Raw genomic sequence first — 16462 nt, 5'->3', positions numbered from 1 at the left:
GGCCTCGTCGGCCCGAACGGTGGTGGCAAGTCGACGCTGCTGAGAATCCTCGCCGGGATCGAGACACCCGACAGCGGGACGCGATCGGTGCGCAGGCTGCTGCGACTCGGCTACGTGCCGCAGGACGCGAGTTTTCCACCCGATCAGCGCATCGAAGACATCGTCACCGCCGCGCTCCATGATGATGTCCTCGATACGGACGACCGGCACACGCGGGTAAGCGTCACGCTCGCCAAGGTTGGCTTTCCCGACGCGCAGCAGCGTGTGGCGACACTGTCGGGCGGCTGGACGAAGCGGTTGGCCATCGCCTGTGCCTTGGTGCGCGCTCCCGACCTGCTGTTGATGGACGAGCCCACCAATCATCTGGACCTCGAGGGCATCCTGTGGCTGGAAAAGCTGCTGCGCTCGGAAGCCCTGGCGTTCCTGGTCGTCAGCCATGATCGGTACTTCCTCGAGAACCTCGCCAACCGCATCATCGAGCTGAACCGCTGCTATGCCACTGGCGTCTTCGATACGCGCGGAAACTACAGCGACTTCCTGGAGAAGAAGGACGAGGCGCTGCGGGGGCAGGAGAAGTATCAAGAGACCCTGGCGAATCGGGTGCGGCGCGAAGTCGAGTGGTTGAAACACGGCCCGAAGGCACGCACGCGGAAATCGGGGGCGCGGATACAAGGCGCGGCGCTGTTGCAGGATGAGCTGGCGGCGGTCACGCGTCGGGTGACAACAGGAGCGGTGCGCATCGAGTTCAACGCCTCCGACCGCAGGACCAAGCGGCTACTGGTCGCCGAGCAGATCGCCAAGCGCTTCGGCACTCGGCCCCTCATCGAGGGGCTCAGCCTGACGTTGTCGCCCGGCATGCGTCTGGGCATCCTGGGCCCCAACGGCAGCGGCAAGACGACGCTCCTGCGCATGTTGACCGGTGACGTGGCCGCCGACGGCGGCACTATCGAGCGCGCCGATGGGCTCCGCATGGTGTATCTCGATCAGCACCGCGAGCAGATCGATGGCAGCCTCACGCTGCGGCGTGCTCTCGCGCCGCACGGCGATCAGATCGTGTATTGTGACCGTCCGCTCCACGTGGCCACCTGGGCGAAGCGGTTCCTCTTCCCGGCGGAGCAACTCGACATGCCCGTGGCCCGGCTCTCCGGCGGCGAGCGGGCGCGCGTCTCGATTGCGCAGCTCATGTTGCGTCCGGCGGACGTGCTGATTCTCGACGAACCGACGAACGACCTCGACATCCCGACGCTCGAGGTCCTTGAAGAAAGCCTGCTCGATTTCCCCGGCGCCGTCGTGCTGGTGACCCACGACCGTTTTCTGTTCGACCGCGTGTCCACCGTCGTATTGGCGCTCGATGGAAGCGGCGGGGCGCAAGTGTTCGCCGACTACCAGCAATGGGAGGAGGCGCAGCGCGCGCAAGCGCCAGCGGCGGAGAAGGTTGCCGCGGCGGCAGGTGCGCCGGCCAAGCCCGCGCCGAGCGGCGTCAAGCGGCTCACGTACACCGAGCAACGCGAGTGGGCGCAGATAGAGGCGGTGATTCTGGCCGCTGAGCAAGCGCTCGAAGCCTGTCGCACCGCCGCCCACGATCCGTCCATCGCGGCCAACGCGGCGGTCGTGCAGCAACGCTATACGGAGCTGCGCGCAGCCCAGGAGCATGTCGATCGCCTATACGCGCGCTGGGCGGAGCTGGAAGAGAAGCAAACGCAGCCATGAGCACTCGCGTCGTAGAGCCGTAACCGAGGGGGAACCATCCCCCGAACGAACTGGCCCGGGGTTCCCCACAGGCGGTGCGTTCGCTCAGTGCGCCCGCAATTTCGCCAGTGCCGCCGCCATGCTGTTGAGTGGCTCGGAGGACCGACCGGGCTTGGTGCGCGGCTTGTCGGCGGGTTTGGGCGCGGGTGTGCGGCTGGGTTGATCTTGGATGCTATCGCGCAGGCGCATGGTGAGCGCGATGCGTTTGCGGGCGAGGTCGACGCTCATCACCTTAACCTTCACCACGTCGCCGGCTTTGACTACCGTGCGCGGATCACGGACGAACTGGTCGGCCATCGCCGAGATGTGCACCAGGCCGTCTTGGTGCACGCCAATGTCGACGAAAGCACCGAAGTTGGTCACGTTGGTCACCACACCTTCGAGCATCATGTCGGGCTGAAGATCCGCCAGTGTCTCAACACCCTCCTTGAACACCGCCGTCTTGAAGCCGGGGCGCGGATCGCGTCCCGGCTTCTCCAACTCGGCGAGGATGTCGCGCACCGTGGGCTCGCCAAAGATGTCGTCGGTGAACGGCTGCGGGGCAAGGGCTCGCAGGAAGGTGCTGTCCCCGATCAGTTGTTTGATGCTCCGCCCTGTCTTCGAGATGATCCGCTCTACGACCGGATACGCCTCCGGGTGAACGGCTGACGCATCAAGCGGGTTGTCGCCGTTCATGATGCGCAGGAAGCCAGCCGCTTGTTCGAAGGCTTTGGGACCCAGTCGCGGCACCTCCCGCAGCTGCGTCCGGCTGCCAAACGCGCCGTGCTGATCGCGGTACGTAACGATGCTGCCGGCAAGGCCCGCACCCACACCCGACACCCGAGCCAGCAAGGGGGCCGACGCGGTGTTCACATCGACGCCCACGGCGTTGACGCAATCCTCCACGACCGCGTCGAGCGTGCGCGCCAGCTGGGTTTGGCTGACGTCGTGCTGGTACTGGCCAACCCCGATCGACTTGGGATCAATTTTCACCAGCTCGGCCAGTGGGTCCTGCAAGCGGCGGGCAATGGACACCGCGCCGCGCAGTGACACGTCGAGGCTCGGAAACTCGTGGGCGGCCAGTTCGGAAGCGGAGTACACCGAGGCGCCGGCCTCGCTCACCATCACCTTCGTCAGAGGCAGCTCCGGATGCTGCTTGATCAGGTCGGCTGCCAACCGATCGGTCTCGCGCGAAGCGGTGCCGTTGCCGATGCTGATCAGATCGACCTGGTGCCGCTGCGCCAGCGTGGCCAGGGTGGCAATCGATTCATCCCACTGATTGCGCGGGGCGTGCGGGTAGATGGTCGTGGTATCGAGCAGCTTGCCGGTGCGATCGACCACGCACACCTTCACGCCGGTGCGCAGGCCGGGGTCGAGCCCGATGGTTGTGCGCAGCCCCGCCGGTGCGGCGAGCAGCAGATCACGCAGGTTGTTGGCGAATACTTTGATGGCTTCCTCTTCCGCCCGTTCACGCATGCGTCCGAGGAGGTCGATGGTGAGATGGGTCTGCAGTTTGACCTTCCAGGTCCAGCGCACGGTATCTTTCAGCCACGCATCCGCCGGCCGGCCTTGGTCGCGGATGCCGGTCTGTGCGGCGATCGTGCGCTCGCACGCACCCAGGTCCCCACGATCGAGGGCCTTGTCCTCATCCAACTCGAGGCGGAGATTGAGGACTCCCTCACTGCTGCCTCGCAACATCGCCAAGGCGCGGTGCGAGGGAACGTTCTTCATGGGCTCTGCGGCGTCGAAGTAGTCGGCAAACTTGGCCCCCTCTTGCTCCTTGCCCTCAACCACCTTCGACCCCAGCAGGCCGTGCTCCCACAGGTAGTCGCGTAAGCGGCCGACCAGCTCGGCATTCTCAGCAAACTGCTCCATCAAGATGTAGCGCGCACCCTCCAGCGCCGCCTTGACGTCCGGAACACCCCTGTCGGCGTCAAGGAAACCCGACGCGACCGCCTCGGGCACGAGCCTCGGGTCGGCCAGCAGCTGCTGCGCCAGTGGCTCCAGGCCGGCTTCGCGGGCGATTTGCCCTTTGGTGCGCCGCTTGAGCTTGTACGGCAGATAGAGATCCTCGAGGCGCGTCTGTGTATCCGCTTCGAGGATGGCTTGCTGCAATTCCGGCGTGAGCTTGCCCTGCTCCCCGATGCTCTTGAGGATGGTGGCGCGGCGCTCTTCCAGCTCGCGCAGGTAGCCGAGGCGTTTCTCCAGCGTACGCAGCTGCGTGTCGTCGAGCCCGCCGGTAACCTCTTTGCGGTAGCGAGCGATGAACGGCACCGTGGCCCCCTCGCCGAGCAGCCGTATGGTAGCGGCAACTTGGTGTTCGGCGACTACAAGTTCTTCGGCGATACGTTGGCTGATGCTCTTCATGATCGAGGCCGACAATTAGTCTCGGCGCATCGCCGGCGAAGCGACCCCGTCGGGAGGCCAAGAAGCGACCCCATCCTCGAGGGGGATCTCCAGGCTGCGAGCAATCTGCGATATGAGGCGCCAGGTCGCGATCGCCGTGACCAGCTCCACGCACGCGTCGGCGCTGCCCAAGTGTTCGAGGCAGAGCGCCCAGGTCTCCGCCGAAAGGGTGCCCGACTCGAGGGTTTCGTCGGTGGCCGCGAGCACCGCCCGATCCGCCTCGCCGAAGCGCTTCGAGCTTCGCCAGTCGCGTACCGCCAGCAGGTCATCCGAGCTGCAGCCAAAGAGCACTTGGGCAACCGTCCAGTGCTGGGTCCATTCATAGTTGGAGCCGGTCACCCAGCCGATGCGCATGATGACGAGCTCGCGCCAGCGCCCGTCGAGCGCTCCCCCGAAAAACTGCGAGTAGAGGAGCTCGTGGATTGCCTTGGCCACCCGAGGCCGGTGCAGCAGCGCGCGGAAGATGTTCAGGTCGGCCAGCTGCGGCGGAACACCCATTTCCGCGGCGATCTTTGCGGTTTGGTCGGGCGAGAGAAGCTCTACCCGGCACGTGTGCTTGGAGTCGCTCACTTGTCCTCCTTGGCCGATCGGGTGCGTGGATCGAGAAACAGCGATGCGGCACGCTCGAAATCTCTACCGTCGCGCCTGCGCCTATCCCAGAACGATTTCCGCCACTGACCGCACGAGCGACAGATCGTGCGACATGATGAGCAACATCGTCGCGGGCGTCTGCTCCCAGGCTTTGAGGCGATCGCGGATGCGTTCGACCGGGCCCACCAGGGCGATTTCATCGGCGAACTGATCCGGCACGGCCGCAATGGCCTCGTCGCGCTTGCCTTCAAAAAAGAGCTGCTGGATTTTCTCGGCCTCCGCCGCGTAGCCCATGCGCGACATCAGCTCCTTGTGGAAGTTCCGCCTCTTCGCACCCATGCCGCCGATGTAGAAGCCGAGCATGCCTTTCACGGGCAGCAGCGCGGTTTCGACGTCGTTGCTGATGCTGACGAACACCATCGGCGCAATCTCGAAGCCAGGCTTGGCATGTTTGAGCTGGTCGGCGTACACCTCAGGCCGGTACGGCGAGTAGTAGAGCGGCAACCATCCGTCGCACACTTCGGCGGCCAAGGCGACGTTTTTCGGTCCCTCGGCGCCGAGCCAGATGGGCAGGTCGGCGCGCAAGGGGTGGGTAATCGGCCTCAAGGGTTTGCCGAGCCCCCATGCCCCCGGGCCTTTGTAGGGAAGCGGATAATGCGGGCCGGCGCTGGTCACCGGCGCCGCGCGGCGCAGCGCCTGGCGGATGATGTCGATGTACTCGCGCGTACGCGCCAGGGGTTGGGAGAACGGCTGGCCGTACCAGCCTTCGACGACCTGCGGTCCGGAGACGCCAAGGCCGAGAATCATGCGTCCGCCGGAGAGGTGATCAAGGGTCAACGCCGCCATCGCGGTGGCCGTGGGGGTACGGGCCGAGAGCTGCACGATCGCGGTGCCGAGGCGAATCTTGGAGGTATGCGCGCCGATCCAGGCAAGTGGCGTAAAGGCATCCGAACCCCAGGCTTCGGCCGTGAAGATTGCGTCGAACCCGAGGCGCTCCGCCTCCTGCGCCGTTCCGATCAGATTCTCCGGCGGCCGCGCGCCCCAGTATCCCAGTTGCAAGCCCAGTTTGAGTTGACTCACCGCGTTGACTCCTTTGCTGCGGGTACCCTACGCACAGACGGGCCGACAGTAAAGCCGCTGTCAGCCCACCACGCCGGCGTGCACGCGCCCCTGGCCAGAGGAACCGTTTGTTGATAGCTGGGGGCGCACAGCCTGTTGGCTGCAACCACTCGAGGCGGAGGAGCGACCGATGGCCGACAATCTCGTATGTGTGAAGGTGGACACCAAGAAGGTGGAAATGCAGCGCATGCCAGTGCCGACCCCCGGCCCAGGTCAGGCGTTGCTCAAAATGCGTCTGTCGACCATCTGCGGCAGCGACATCCACCTGGTGGACGAGCTGCCGATCCCAGCGGGAATGCCGATGGGGCACGAAGCGGTTGCCGAAGTGGTCGATGTCGGCCCTGGGGTCATGGACTTCAAACAGGGGGATCGGGTGGTCGCATCTTGCCTCTTCGGCTGCGGAACGTGTCCGCGCTGTCAGGAAGGCAACCGGCAGGTGTGCGAACGCTACGCCGCTCCCCTCAATCTGCTGTTCGGTTGCCAAGGTGAGTACTACATTGTCAACAGCGCCGACCTGAACATGGCCAAGGTTCCGGATGACATCGACGACGAGGCCGTGCTGTGCGCCACCGACATCATGTCGACAGGCTTCGCCGCCATCGAGAATGCCGAGCTACGGTTTGGAGACACGGTAGCCATTTTTGCCCAGGGGCCGGTTGGCCTGTGCGTCACCGCGGCCGCACGCACCCGCGGCGCCGGTTTCATCATCGCGGTCGAGTCGGTGCCGTCGCGTGTCGCCGCATCCAAGAAACTGGGCGCCGACGTGGTCATCGATCCCGCCGGGGCGGTTGACGAAATCCTTCGGCTGACGGCAGGAAAGGGCGTCGACGTGGCCGTCGAGGCATTGGGCCATCAGGTGACCCTCGAGAACGCCTGCAGAGTCACGCGTTTCGGGGGCGCGGTGTCCAGCGTGGGTGTGTACGGCGCCTTCCCAACGGTATCGATCCCTACCGACGGCAGCTTCCTGCATCGCCGCCTGGTCACGACGCTCTGCCCGGGCGGCAGCGATCGGTTACGGCGGATGATGGACCTGGTGCGCTACGGCAAGGTCGATCTCCGGCCGCTGTTCACGCACCAGATGAAGTTGGCTCAGACACCGGAAGCCTATGATCTCTTCCGCAGCCGCAAGGACGGCGTACTCAAGATCGCCATCCGGCCGTGAGCTGGGTTCAGTCACGACTCGGCGATGACGTAGGCGATCGCCAGATCGGCCGTGTGACTCAGTGACAGGTGGATACGGCGTATGCCGAGGGCCTCGGCGTACACCTGGGCGCCACCCGAAAGCCGCACCCCGGGTGCGCCATCGCCGCGCGTGACCTCGATCTCCCGCCAGGCAATGCCCTGGCCGAACCCGCGACCCAACGCCTTCATCGTCGCTTCCTTTGCCGCAAAGCGCGCCGCGAAACTTTCGGCCGCGTTGTGGCGCCGGCCGCAGTAGGCAATCTCTTGTTCCGTAAACACGCGTGCTTGGAACCGTACCCCGGTGCGCGGGTTCTCGATGGCGGCACGGATGCGGGCGACTTCGATGATGTCAACGCCGATGCCTAAGATCATGAAGACGATCTCAACATGCCCCACACGAAATGCATGTCGCCGTATCGCACGGCGGCGTCTGCCGTGCCGCCAGCGCCTTACGCCGCTCCACCCAGAGGAAGGACTTGTTGATGCGGTGGTCGATGAAATCCCACGGCAGGCGCTCGTCATCACCGTACCGCCGATGTACGTACTCGTCCGGATGCGGCACGCCTGGGATGCCGTCGCGCTGCCACGCGCGGATCACCGCCCACCAATCGCCGTCGGCTTCATGGATGGCGCGGATGACGCGTCCCACGCGGCGGTCGCCACGCGAGAGCAGCGTCTGAAAGTACGCCTCCCGTGGCGACTCGGTGTCGAGATGCACGTTGGGAAGAGCCGACAACTCGTGGCGCAAGTGGGCCAACTTCTGCTTGAGGCTGGAGATGCGCTCCATGGGCTCCCACTGGAACGGGGTCCACGGTTTGGGCACGAACGGGTTTACTGAGACCGTGATATTCGCCACGCGGCGGCGGGCACGCTCGGCATCGCACAGCCGGCCGCGAATCTTGGCAGTCAGGTCCGCAATGGCGGTCACATCCGCGATGTGCTCGGTCGGCAGCCCGACCATGAAATACAGCTTCAGATCTTGCACGCCCTCGCCTACCAGCAAGTCGGCGGCACGGAGAATATCAGGCTCCGACAGGTTCTTGTTGATGACCCGGCGCATGCGTTCCGAACCCGCCTCCGGCGCCACGGTCACACTGCGATTACGCCCGCGCGCCAAGGCGGCGGCCAACCGCGGCGTGACGCAATCGGCCTTCAGTGAGGACGGCGACAGTCGCCCGCCGGCATCGGCAGCGATTTCCGACAAGGCGTCCAGGCCGGGCACGCTGGCCATCTCCGCACCGACCAAGCCGATCGTCTGCCGATGCGCCAAGCCGGCCCGCACGGATTCCTTCAATTGCTCCACCCCGCGTGTGCGGATGGGACGGTACATGTACCCGGCGGCGCAGAAGCGGCAACCCCACTGGCAGCCCCGGCTCGCCTCCACCAGCATCATATCGCCGAACACGGCCTCGTCGGTGAGCACGCGGGTGGCGGTCGCGAACTTGTTCAGATCCCAAATGAGGCGGCGCTCCACACGCTCCGTTCCCGGACCGCGGTAGTTGAGCTCCGCGAGCACGGATCCGTCGTGGACGGGCTCATACAACGCCGGAACATAACTCCCTGTGACTGTGGCGGCGCAGTTCCACAGGAAATCAGTCCTGAGTCCTGGGCCTGCCCTGAGCTCAGTCGAAGGGGGCTGAGTCCTGAGTGAAGAAAGATGCGCGGACAGCAGATGCAGGAATTCCGGGAGCATCTCTTCCGCCTCGCCGATGAGGAAGAGATCGACGAACTCCGCCAGGGGTTCCGGGTTGAGAAATACGGCTGGGCCGCCGGCGATGATCAGTGGGCCTTTGCCCTCGCGCTCCCGGCTGGTCAGCGGCAAGCCGATGAGGTCGAGCAGCCTGGCCACGTGCCAGTAATCCATCTCGAATGAAACGGAGAAGGCGATGACGTCGAAGTCCTGGACGAGGGTGTTCGACTCCAGGCTGCGCAACGTGCCGCTGGTCACCAGTGACGCATCGTCCTCGTCCGGCAAGAAGGCGCGCTCGCACACCACGCCGGGGTGGCGATCGAAGATCTCGTACACCGCCTGGAAGCCGAGGTTCCCCATCGCCACGTTGTAGCGATTGGGGTAAACGAGGCAGACGCGAATGTCGCCCGCCTGCTTTTTGGGAAACAGGATGCGCTCTTGCGCCCGGCGGGCGCGGGCACGCTCTTCGAGGAACCAGCTCGGCAATCAGATCTCCGATGTCGAAGGATAGCGCCCCCACACCGGCGGCTCAAGCAAGGTGCCGGCGGTTGAAACCGCTGCAACAAAGGCCCCCACGCCGACCGGCGTCGGCTCCCCTGCCAGTCGCCGCAGGGCGATCCTTCGGCTCCGCTCAGGACAGGCTTCGTGCCTCTCGTTGCCGCGAATTTATTCGCCAGGCCGCCGACCGGCTGCGGGCCGAAGAGAGACCCTACATCGCGTTCTTGCGCAGGAAAGCGGGGATCTCGTATTGATCCTCGTTTTCCTCGGAAGAGATGGTGAACTCTTCCGCCCGTTCTTCGGCGCCGTTGCCGCGTTCCGTTCCCGACCGGTGGCGCTGGAAACTCGGTGATTCCAGGTCGTCGATGATGGTACCGAGATGGACGACGGGGCGTCCGGGGTCGCGGTCACGCGCGACGGTGCGTGCCGGAATGGGGCGCATCGTGCTGTTGCTGACGGGCTCCTTGGGCAGGCTGTATCCGGGCCGCTTCACTTCGCGCTGGGCATCGCCGAACCCGGTGGCGATTACCGTGATGCGGATCTCGTCACCCATCTGCTCATCGATCACGGCGCCAAAGATGATGGTGGCGTCCTCATGCGCCTCCTCCTGGATCAACGTGGCGGCCTCGTTGACCTCGTGCAGCGACAGATCGTGACTGCCGGTGATATTGATGAGCACGCCCTTGGCACCATGGATGGAGATGTCTTCGAGCAGGGGGCTGGAGACGGCCTTCTGCGCCGCTTCCACCGCGCGGTTCTCGCCGCTGGCGCTGCCGGCACCCATCATGGCCATCCCCATCTCCGCCATGATCGTACGGACATCGGCGAAGTCGAGGTTGATCAGTCCGTGCACCGTGATCAGGTCGGAAATGCCGCGCACCGCCTGCAACAGGATGTCGTCGGCCCTCTTGAACGTATCGAGCAGGGAGGTATCACGGCCGGCGATGGCCAACAGGCGCTGGTTGGGAATGGCGATCAACGTGTCGACGGCATCCTTGAGTTCTTGCATGCCTTCATCCGCCTGCCGCATGCGCTTCTTGCCCTCGAACTGGAAGGGCTTGGTGACCACGGCCACCGTGAGCGCGCCCTGCTCTTTGGCGATACGGGCAATCACCGGCGCACCGCCGGTACCCGTGCCGCCGCCCATGCCGGCGGTGATGAACACCATGTCCGCACCGCCGAGGTGGTCACGAATGATCTCGCTGTCGTCGAGCGCCGCCTGGCGTCCGACATCGGGGTTTGCGCCTGCGCCCAAGCCTTTGGTCAACTGCGCCCCCAGTTGGAGCTTGGTTGGAGCCAGGCTGGCCCCGAGCGCCTGCACATCGGTATTGGCGGTGATGAATTCCACGCCGGGCAGGCCCGAGAAGATCATGGTGTTGACCGCGTTGCCGCCGCCGCCACCAATGCCTATCACCTTGATGCGCGCTCCCAACACCTCACTCCGTCCCACCAGCTCAATCATCGTCCCCTCCTCCCAACAACTTTACGCCAGCGGTCAACATCATTCCGCGATCGTTGACAGCCAGACCGGCTTTCGCGCGCTGCGTTACGGGCGATTTTGTACCTTTCGCGATTCACTTTCAACCGTCAAATTTCGGTTTTGCGCTGCCATCAAAAGAACGCTTCGACCCAGCCCCTGAGCCGCTGTCGCACCTTACCAACGAAGCGGGAGTCGTCGCTCCGGACCGGGAGGTGATCACGCGGGCGCGCACCGTAGTGCACCAAGCCCACCGCCGCAGCGAAACTGGCACTATTGACGGCCTCTGCCCCTCCTTCACCGTTACCGTTGAGGTTCAGCGGCGTGCCGATGCGCACGGGGCTTTGGAACACCTGTTCCGCCAGCGGGATGACGCCTTCCAGCACCGCCGTTCCACCGGTAATCACGATTCCCGAGCCGAGGCCTTCGTCGAATCCGGACTTGGCGATCTGATGGCGCGTCAAAGTCAAGATCTCCTCGACGCGGGCCTCGATGATCTGGCTCAGCATGTGCCGGGAAAGCAGGCGTGGCGTGCGCCCCCCAAGGCTGGGCACCTCGACGGTCTGCTCGCGGCCGACCGAACGCGCCAGTGCACAGCCGTTACGTTGCTTGAGGATCTCGGCATCGCGAAAGGGCGTCCGCAGACCGGCAGCGATATCGTTAGTCACGTGGTTGCCGCCGAGCGAAAGCACCGCAGTGTGCCGTAGTGCGCCCTGATGAAACACCAGCACATCGGTGGTACCGGCGCCCAAATCGACCAACGCGACCCCGAGTTCCTTCTCCTCCGGCGTCAGCACCGCTTCAGCCGCCGCCAAGGGCTCGAGAACCAAGTCGGCGACGTGGAGGCCGGTGCGCTCGCAGCACTTGATGACGTTTTGCGCCGAGGTGGTCGCGGTGGTGACGATGTGCACGCGCGCTTCTAGGCGTACACCGGACATGCCGACGGGGGTGCGGATGCCGTCTTGCCCGTCGAGGACGAAGTCTTGCGGCAGGACGTGCAGAATATCGCGGTCGGCGGGCAGGGCGACAGCACGCGCCGCATCCAGCACCCGGTCAACGTCAGCCTGACTGACTTCCGGACTCTTCACGCCGACGACGCCGTGGCTGTTGAATCCTTTGATGTGCCCCCCGCCGACGCCCGCAAACACGCTGTGGATCTCGCAGCCGGCTGTGACTTCCGCCTCTTTGAGGGCATGTTCGATGGCGTGCACGGTGGCTTCGATGTTGACCACCACCCCCTTACGCAGCCCATCAGACGGGGCCGAGCCGATACCGACGATCGACAGCACGCCGTCGTTGAGGTCGCCCACCACCGCCGCCACCTTCGATGTGCCGATGTCGAGTCCGACGAGCAGTTCCGACTTCTTTGCCATCCCCCTAACCGCCACCCCTCGTCAATCGTGAGTAGTGAGTCGTGCTCGCCACCCCACCACTCTCCGTTCCCGCCCTTATATCATATTCCGCAAACACAATTCACGCTTTTCCGAGCCCGGCTCATGATCTCTCACACGCGCACGCCCTTTTGAGAGCGCACGGCGGCGGGGTGGCGTTCCTCATGCAGCTTCACAACGACGAGGTCGCGGAAGGACACATCCACCGCTGCCAACCGCCCCACCTGTCCTCCCCAAGCTGCAAAGACGCGCGCCGAGCGCGCGAGCTTCTCACCCCAACTTCCCCACCCCAACACCACCGCCACCGCCGTGCGCAGGGGAAATACGGTAATGCCTTGATTTCGATCCACATGCACTTCGGACACCGCATCAAAACAAATCCGGCGTTCGCACAGGTGCAGGAACCGCAGGGCGCGGTGAACGCCGATGGGCCTGAAATCCGCCGTCTGTGCATTCTCCAGTCCGGTAATCAGCGGGAAATCCCGGCTGTCGCCATCCTGCAACGGGCCCAGGATGCGACCCCTGCGATCGACATAGTTGAGCTCCTCCAGGCGTACGATCGCCACCGGCCGGCGCTCTTCGACACCGATGATCAATCGGTTCGGAAACTCCCGCCCAACACTGACACGCTGAATCCAAGGATGGCTCTGCAGCCGTAATCCCACGATGGCGGGCGTTGCATCCCAAATGCTGGTGCGCTCACCCACGCCGGCCCATTGCAGTATCTCACGCCGGCTGAGGCGCCGGTTGCCATCCACCTGGATCGTCGTCAGTATGAAATACGGATGGGACTTGGCTAGGCGGACCACGGACGGCACGCCGTACCAGAGACCCGCAGCCAAGGTGATCCCGCAACCTGCGGCCAGGATGGATCGCCGGACACCCCGCAGTCGGCTGTCCATGATGCGCGGCCGCCACGAACGATTCTTCCTGGCGCGGCGGGTGCGACTGGTCATGCCTCGCTCCAGTCGCCAAGGAGGCGAATCTCCGGCTCCAAGCGGACGCCGTGTGTTTCCCACACGCGGCGCGCAGCCTCCATCATCAACCAGTGCACATCGGCGGCCGTGGCCCCATCGACATTGACGATGAAGTTCGCATGCTGGTGCGAAACCATGGCGCCGCCACGCCGGAGGCCTTTCATCCCGGCTTCCTGGATCAAATGGCCGGCGAAGTGCCCCGGAGGATTCTTGAAGATCGATCCCGCGTTCGGATAACCGACTGGCTGATGGGCTTCGCGCCGGCGTTTGGCGTCGGCACGCTTGGCCCGGATGGCGGCGTCATCTCCAGGGCTGAGCAAGAATTCCAAGTGCGTAACGATGAAGCCCGGAGGCAGATCAAAGCGGCGGTACCCGAAGTGCAGTTCGTCGCGGGGCAGGCGTTGGACCTCGCCGGCTACATCGATCCCTTCCATGAACTCGACCACGTTGGCGATTTCGCCACCAAAGGCGCCGGCATTCATCAAGAGCCCGCCGCCGACGGTACCGGGGATGCCTTCGGCGAACTCCAACCCCGCCAAATCGCGGGCAATTGATTCGGTCACCAGCCGCTTGAGGGGAAGAGCGGCACCGGCGCGGGCATACTGACCTCTGCCGTTCGAGCGCCACTGCAAGGACGCAAGCGGCCGTCCCAGGTGCAAGACGACGCCGCGTACGCCGCGGTCACTCACCAGGACGTTGGTGCCGCCGCCGAGGACAAGAAGCGGGAGACCCGTCGCGGCGGCGAAGGCCCGCACGCGACGGATCTCCATCGCATCGCCCACCTCCACCCACACATCCGCCGGCCCTCCGATGCGAAACGATACGTGCCGGCTGAGCGGCTCGTCAAAACGGACCCGTGCTCCAAAAGCTTGCCGCAATGCCTGTCGCTGTAGATCGTCCACCACCGCGGTTCAGCCTCGCCCTTTCACTGCATGGTGAACGCCGCCTGGCTTCCCGACAGCGCACGTACCAGCAAATCGCCAACCTCGTGAATGGGACCGGCGCCGAGGACCACCACCAGATCCCCGGGACGCAGCTGCGGCTGCACGGCGTTGACCAGGCCACGATGGTCCGGAACGTACGACACATCCAGATGGCCGCGCCGCTTCAGGGCGTAGTACAGCACGTCGCCGGTCACCCCATCGATGGGGTCCTCACCCGCCGGATAGATCTCGGTCAGGAACAACTGATCCGCCGCATCGAAGGCGTCGAGGAAGTCACCGAACAGGTCGCGCGTGCGCGTGTAGCGGTGCGGCTGGAAGACCACGACGATCCGGCGTCCAAAGCCTTCGCGCGCGGCGGCCAGCGTGGCACGGATCTCCGCCGGGTGGTGACCGTAGTCGCTGACCACCATGACGCCGCCGGCTTCGCCGCACACCTCGAAGCGCCGGTGAATGCCGCCGAACTCCGCCAGCGCGTCCCGAACGGTCTCAAAATTCACATCGAGCTCGGTGGCCACGGCGAGCGTCGCCAGCGCGTTCAGCCCGTGATGCCGTCCGGGCAGCCGCACGGTCAGGTCGCCGAGTGCCTCACCCGCGCGTTCGACGCGAAAACGAGTTTCCATGCCGCAGACCGAAAGGTCGCGCGCCACGAAGTCGGCATCCGGACTGGTGCCATAGGTGATGACGCGCTTGCGCACCTGCGGCAGCAAGGCCCGGATGGTGACGTCATCGAGGCACAACACGGCGGCACCGAAGAAGGGGACGCGATTGATGAACTCGAGATAAGCAGAGCGCACGCGGTCCATATCGCCGTAGTAATCGAGGTGTTCCGGATCGATGTTGGTCACCACCGCAATGGCCGGCGACAGCAACAGGAACGTCCCGTCGCTCTCATCGGCTTCGGCGACCATCAAGTCACTCCTGCCGAGCTGGGCGTTGCTGCCAAGCGAGTGGACCTTGCCACCGATGACCACGGTAGGATCCAGGCCAGCGCGGCTCAGAACGGTCGAGATCAGTGACGTGGTGGTGGTCTTGCCGTGGGTGCCGGCGATCGCAATGCCCCATTTCATCCGCATCAACTCGGCCAGCATCTCGGCGCGCGGAATCACCGGAATCTTCAGCGCCCGCGCCCGCACGATCTCCGGGTTCGAATACTTGACCGCTGATGAGATCACGACGACATCGACACTGGCGTCAACCGCTTCCGGACGATGGCCGTGGGTCACTTGCGCACCGAGCCGGACCAAGCGGCGGGTGACCTCACTCTCCGTGCTATCCGAACCGGTGATGACGTGTCCCAGGTGCAGCAGCACCTCGGCGATGCCGCTCATCCCGACGCCACCAATGCCAACGAAGTGGATATGGCGCGATCGCTTGAATAGCGGACTCATCTCATCTCTCCCCTGCCTCGACCTGCCGGCACACCGTCACCACCCGGTCGGTCGCATCGGGCACCGCGAGGCTCCTGGCCGCCGTCCCCATGGTCCGCAGCCGCTCGCGATCGCGCGCCAGCGCCAGTACGCAAGCCGACAGTCTCTCCCCACTCAACTCGGCGTTCACGATCATCTCCGCCGCACCGCGGTCTCTCAGAATCTCGGCATTCATCCGCTGATGGTCATCTGCAGCAAATGGGTACGGCACGAGGATGGACGGCTTCGCCACCGTGCTCAGCTCGGCGAGAGTCGTCGCCCCGGCACGACAGACGACGAGGTCAGCACGCCCGTAGGCATCACCCATGTCGCGCACAAACTCGAACACCTCGACATCGACACCCAATTCTTCGTACCGCCGCTTCACCCACTCCAGGTCCGCCGCGCCGGTTTGATGCAGGATGCGTAGCCCGGGGACTTGCTTGGCGAGGATCGCCGCCGCGCCGGCCATGGCACAGTTGATGGCGTGCGCGCCCTGGCTGCCGCCGAAGGCGAAAATGGTGAAGTGCTCCGGCGATGGGCCTCGGGCGCAGGAGAGCTGGCGCACCGGATTGCCGGTGTGCACGGCCTTGCCAGCGGGGAAGAAATGCGCGCTCTCCGCGTAGGTCGTACAGATCTTGCGGGCCAGGCGGGCGAGCCCCCGATTCGCCAGACCCGGGTGCGCATTCTGCTCGAGCAGGAGGAGAGGGATGCGACGCAGCCATGCCGCCACGGCGACGGGCACCGAGCCATATCCACCAAGCCCGAGAACCAGTGTCGGCCGGAACGTCCCGACGATGTGCCATGACTGAAGCACCGCCAGCGGTAACCGCCAGACGAACTCCAGCACCCCGCGCACGCCACGCCCGCGCACACCGCGCACGTGGAGCGCGCGAAAGGAGAAACGCGTCCGGGGCAGAGCTCTCGCTTCGAAGCCGTAGGCGCTGCCAACAAAAAGGATGCTTGCATCCTCCTGCGCGGCCAGGGCCTCCGCCACGGCCAAGCCCGGGAAGAGGTGTCCGCCGGTTCCACCCCCCGCAACGATCATACGCA

Annotated in this window: 13 protein-coding genes; 2 read left to right on the top strand and 11 right to left on the bottom strand. The window is 65.0% G+C overall.

Features of this window, described 5'->3' with window-relative positions; translation table 11 throughout:
• A partial coding sequence (locus tag VF515_13625; GenBank protein ID HEX7408675.1) for an ABC-F family ATP-binding cassette domain-containing protein occupies nt 1-1710 on the top strand: 1710 nt, incomplete at its 5' end.
• Nucleotides 1711-1794: 84 nt separating this feature from the next.
• On the opposite strand, the gene VF515_13620 is transcribed toward VF515_13625, so the two are convergent.
• The 3 genes from VF515_13620 to VF515_13610 form a co-directional block, all read right to left on the bottom strand.
• Nucleotides 1795-4095 carry a Tex family protein gene (locus tag VF515_13620; protein HEX7408674.1) on the bottom strand — a complete coding sequence of 767 codons (2301 nt, stop codon included), beginning with the start codon at nt 4093-4095 and terminating at the stop codon, nt 1795-1797.
• A gap of 15 nt (nt 4096-4110) precedes the next feature.
• Complete coding sequence (locus VF515_13615) at nt 4111-4632, bottom strand: carboxymuconolactone decarboxylase family protein (protein ID HEX7408673.1); 522 nt, start codon at nt 4630-4632, stop codon at nt 4111-4113.
• Between the two features lie 153 nt (nt 4633-4785).
• Entirely contained in the window at nt 4786-5805 is a 1020-nt protein-coding gene (locus tag VF515_13610; GenBank protein ID HEX7408672.1) for an LLM class F420-dependent oxidoreductase, read from the bottom strand.
• Between the two features lie 169 nt (nt 5806-5974).
• Between VF515_13610 and VF515_13605 the strand changes: the two genes are divergently transcribed.
• Nucleotides 5975-7006 (top strand): alcohol dehydrogenase catalytic domain-containing protein, encoded by a 1032-nt coding sequence (locus tag VF515_13605; GenBank protein HEX7408671.1) that lies wholly within the window; start codon nt 5975-5977, stop codon nt 7004-7006.
• Between the two features lie 11 nt (nt 7007-7017).
• On the opposite strand, the gene VF515_13600 is transcribed toward VF515_13605, so the two are convergent.
• The 8 genes from VF515_13600 to murG form a co-directional block, all read right to left on the bottom strand.
• A complete protein-coding gene (locus tag VF515_13600; GenBank protein ID HEX7408670.1) occupies nt 7018-7398 on the bottom strand; it encodes a holo-ACP synthase in 381 nt (126 codons plus the stop codon).
• 10 nt (nt 7399-7408) lie between these two features.
• On the bottom strand, nt 7409-9202 hold the full coding sequence (locus VF515_13595) for a radical SAM protein (GenBank protein ID HEX7408669.1): 1794 nt from the start codon (nt 9200-9202) through the stop codon (nt 7409-7411).
• Nucleotides 9203-9425: 223 nt separating this feature from the next.
• Nucleotides 9426-10676 carry a cell division protein FtsZ gene (ftsZ, locus tag VF515_13590; protein ID HEX7408668.1) on the bottom strand — a complete coding sequence of 417 codons (1251 nt, stop codon included), beginning with the start codon at nt 10674-10676 and terminating at the stop codon, nt 9426-9428.
• A 149-nt stretch (nt 10677-10825) separates the two neighbouring features.
• Nucleotides 10826-12064: a cell division protein FtsA gene (gene ftsA / locus VF515_13585; GenBank protein HEX7408667.1), complete on the bottom strand. Its 1239-nt coding sequence runs from the start codon at nt 12062-12064 to the stop codon at nt 10826-10828.
• A gap of 131 nt (nt 12065-12195) precedes the next feature.
• Nucleotides 12196-13038, bottom strand: coding sequence for an FtsQ-type POTRA domain-containing protein (locus tag VF515_13580; protein HEX7408666.1), 843 nt, complete (start codon nt 13036-13038; stop codon nt 12196-12198).
• The gene (gene murB, locus VF515_13575; GenBank protein HEX7408665.1) at nt 13035-13964 is read right to left on the bottom strand and encodes a UDP-N-acetylmuramate dehydrogenase; all 930 of its coding nucleotides are present in this window, start codon (nt 13962-13964) and stop codon (nt 13035-13037) included. Before murB ends, VF515_13580 begins: the two co-directional genes overlap by 4 nt.
• Nucleotides 13965-13984: 20 nt before the next feature.
• Nucleotides 13985-15391, bottom strand: a complete 1407-nt coding sequence (murC, locus tag VF515_13570) for a UDP-N-acetylmuramate--L-alanine ligase (GenBank protein HEX7408664.1) — start codon at nt 15389-15391, stop codon at nt 13985-13987.
• 1 nt (nt 15392) lies between these two features.
• Nucleotides 15393-16457 carry an undecaprenyldiphospho-muramoylpentapeptide beta-N-acetylglucosaminyltransferase gene (murG, locus tag VF515_13565; GenBank protein HEX7408663.1) on the bottom strand — a complete coding sequence of 355 codons (1065 nt, stop codon included), beginning with the start codon at nt 16455-16457 and terminating at the stop codon, nt 15393-15395.
• Between the last annotated feature and the right edge of the window lie 5 nt (nt 16458-16462).

Source organism: Candidatus Binatia bacterium, from assembly GCA_036382395.1.
In the GTDB taxonomy this organism is placed as follows: domain Bacteria; phylum Desulfobacterota; class Binatia; order HRBIN30; family HRBIN30; genus JAGDMS01.
Note: the sequence above shows the minus strand (reverse complement) of the source record. Positions and strands in the feature narration are given on the sequence as shown.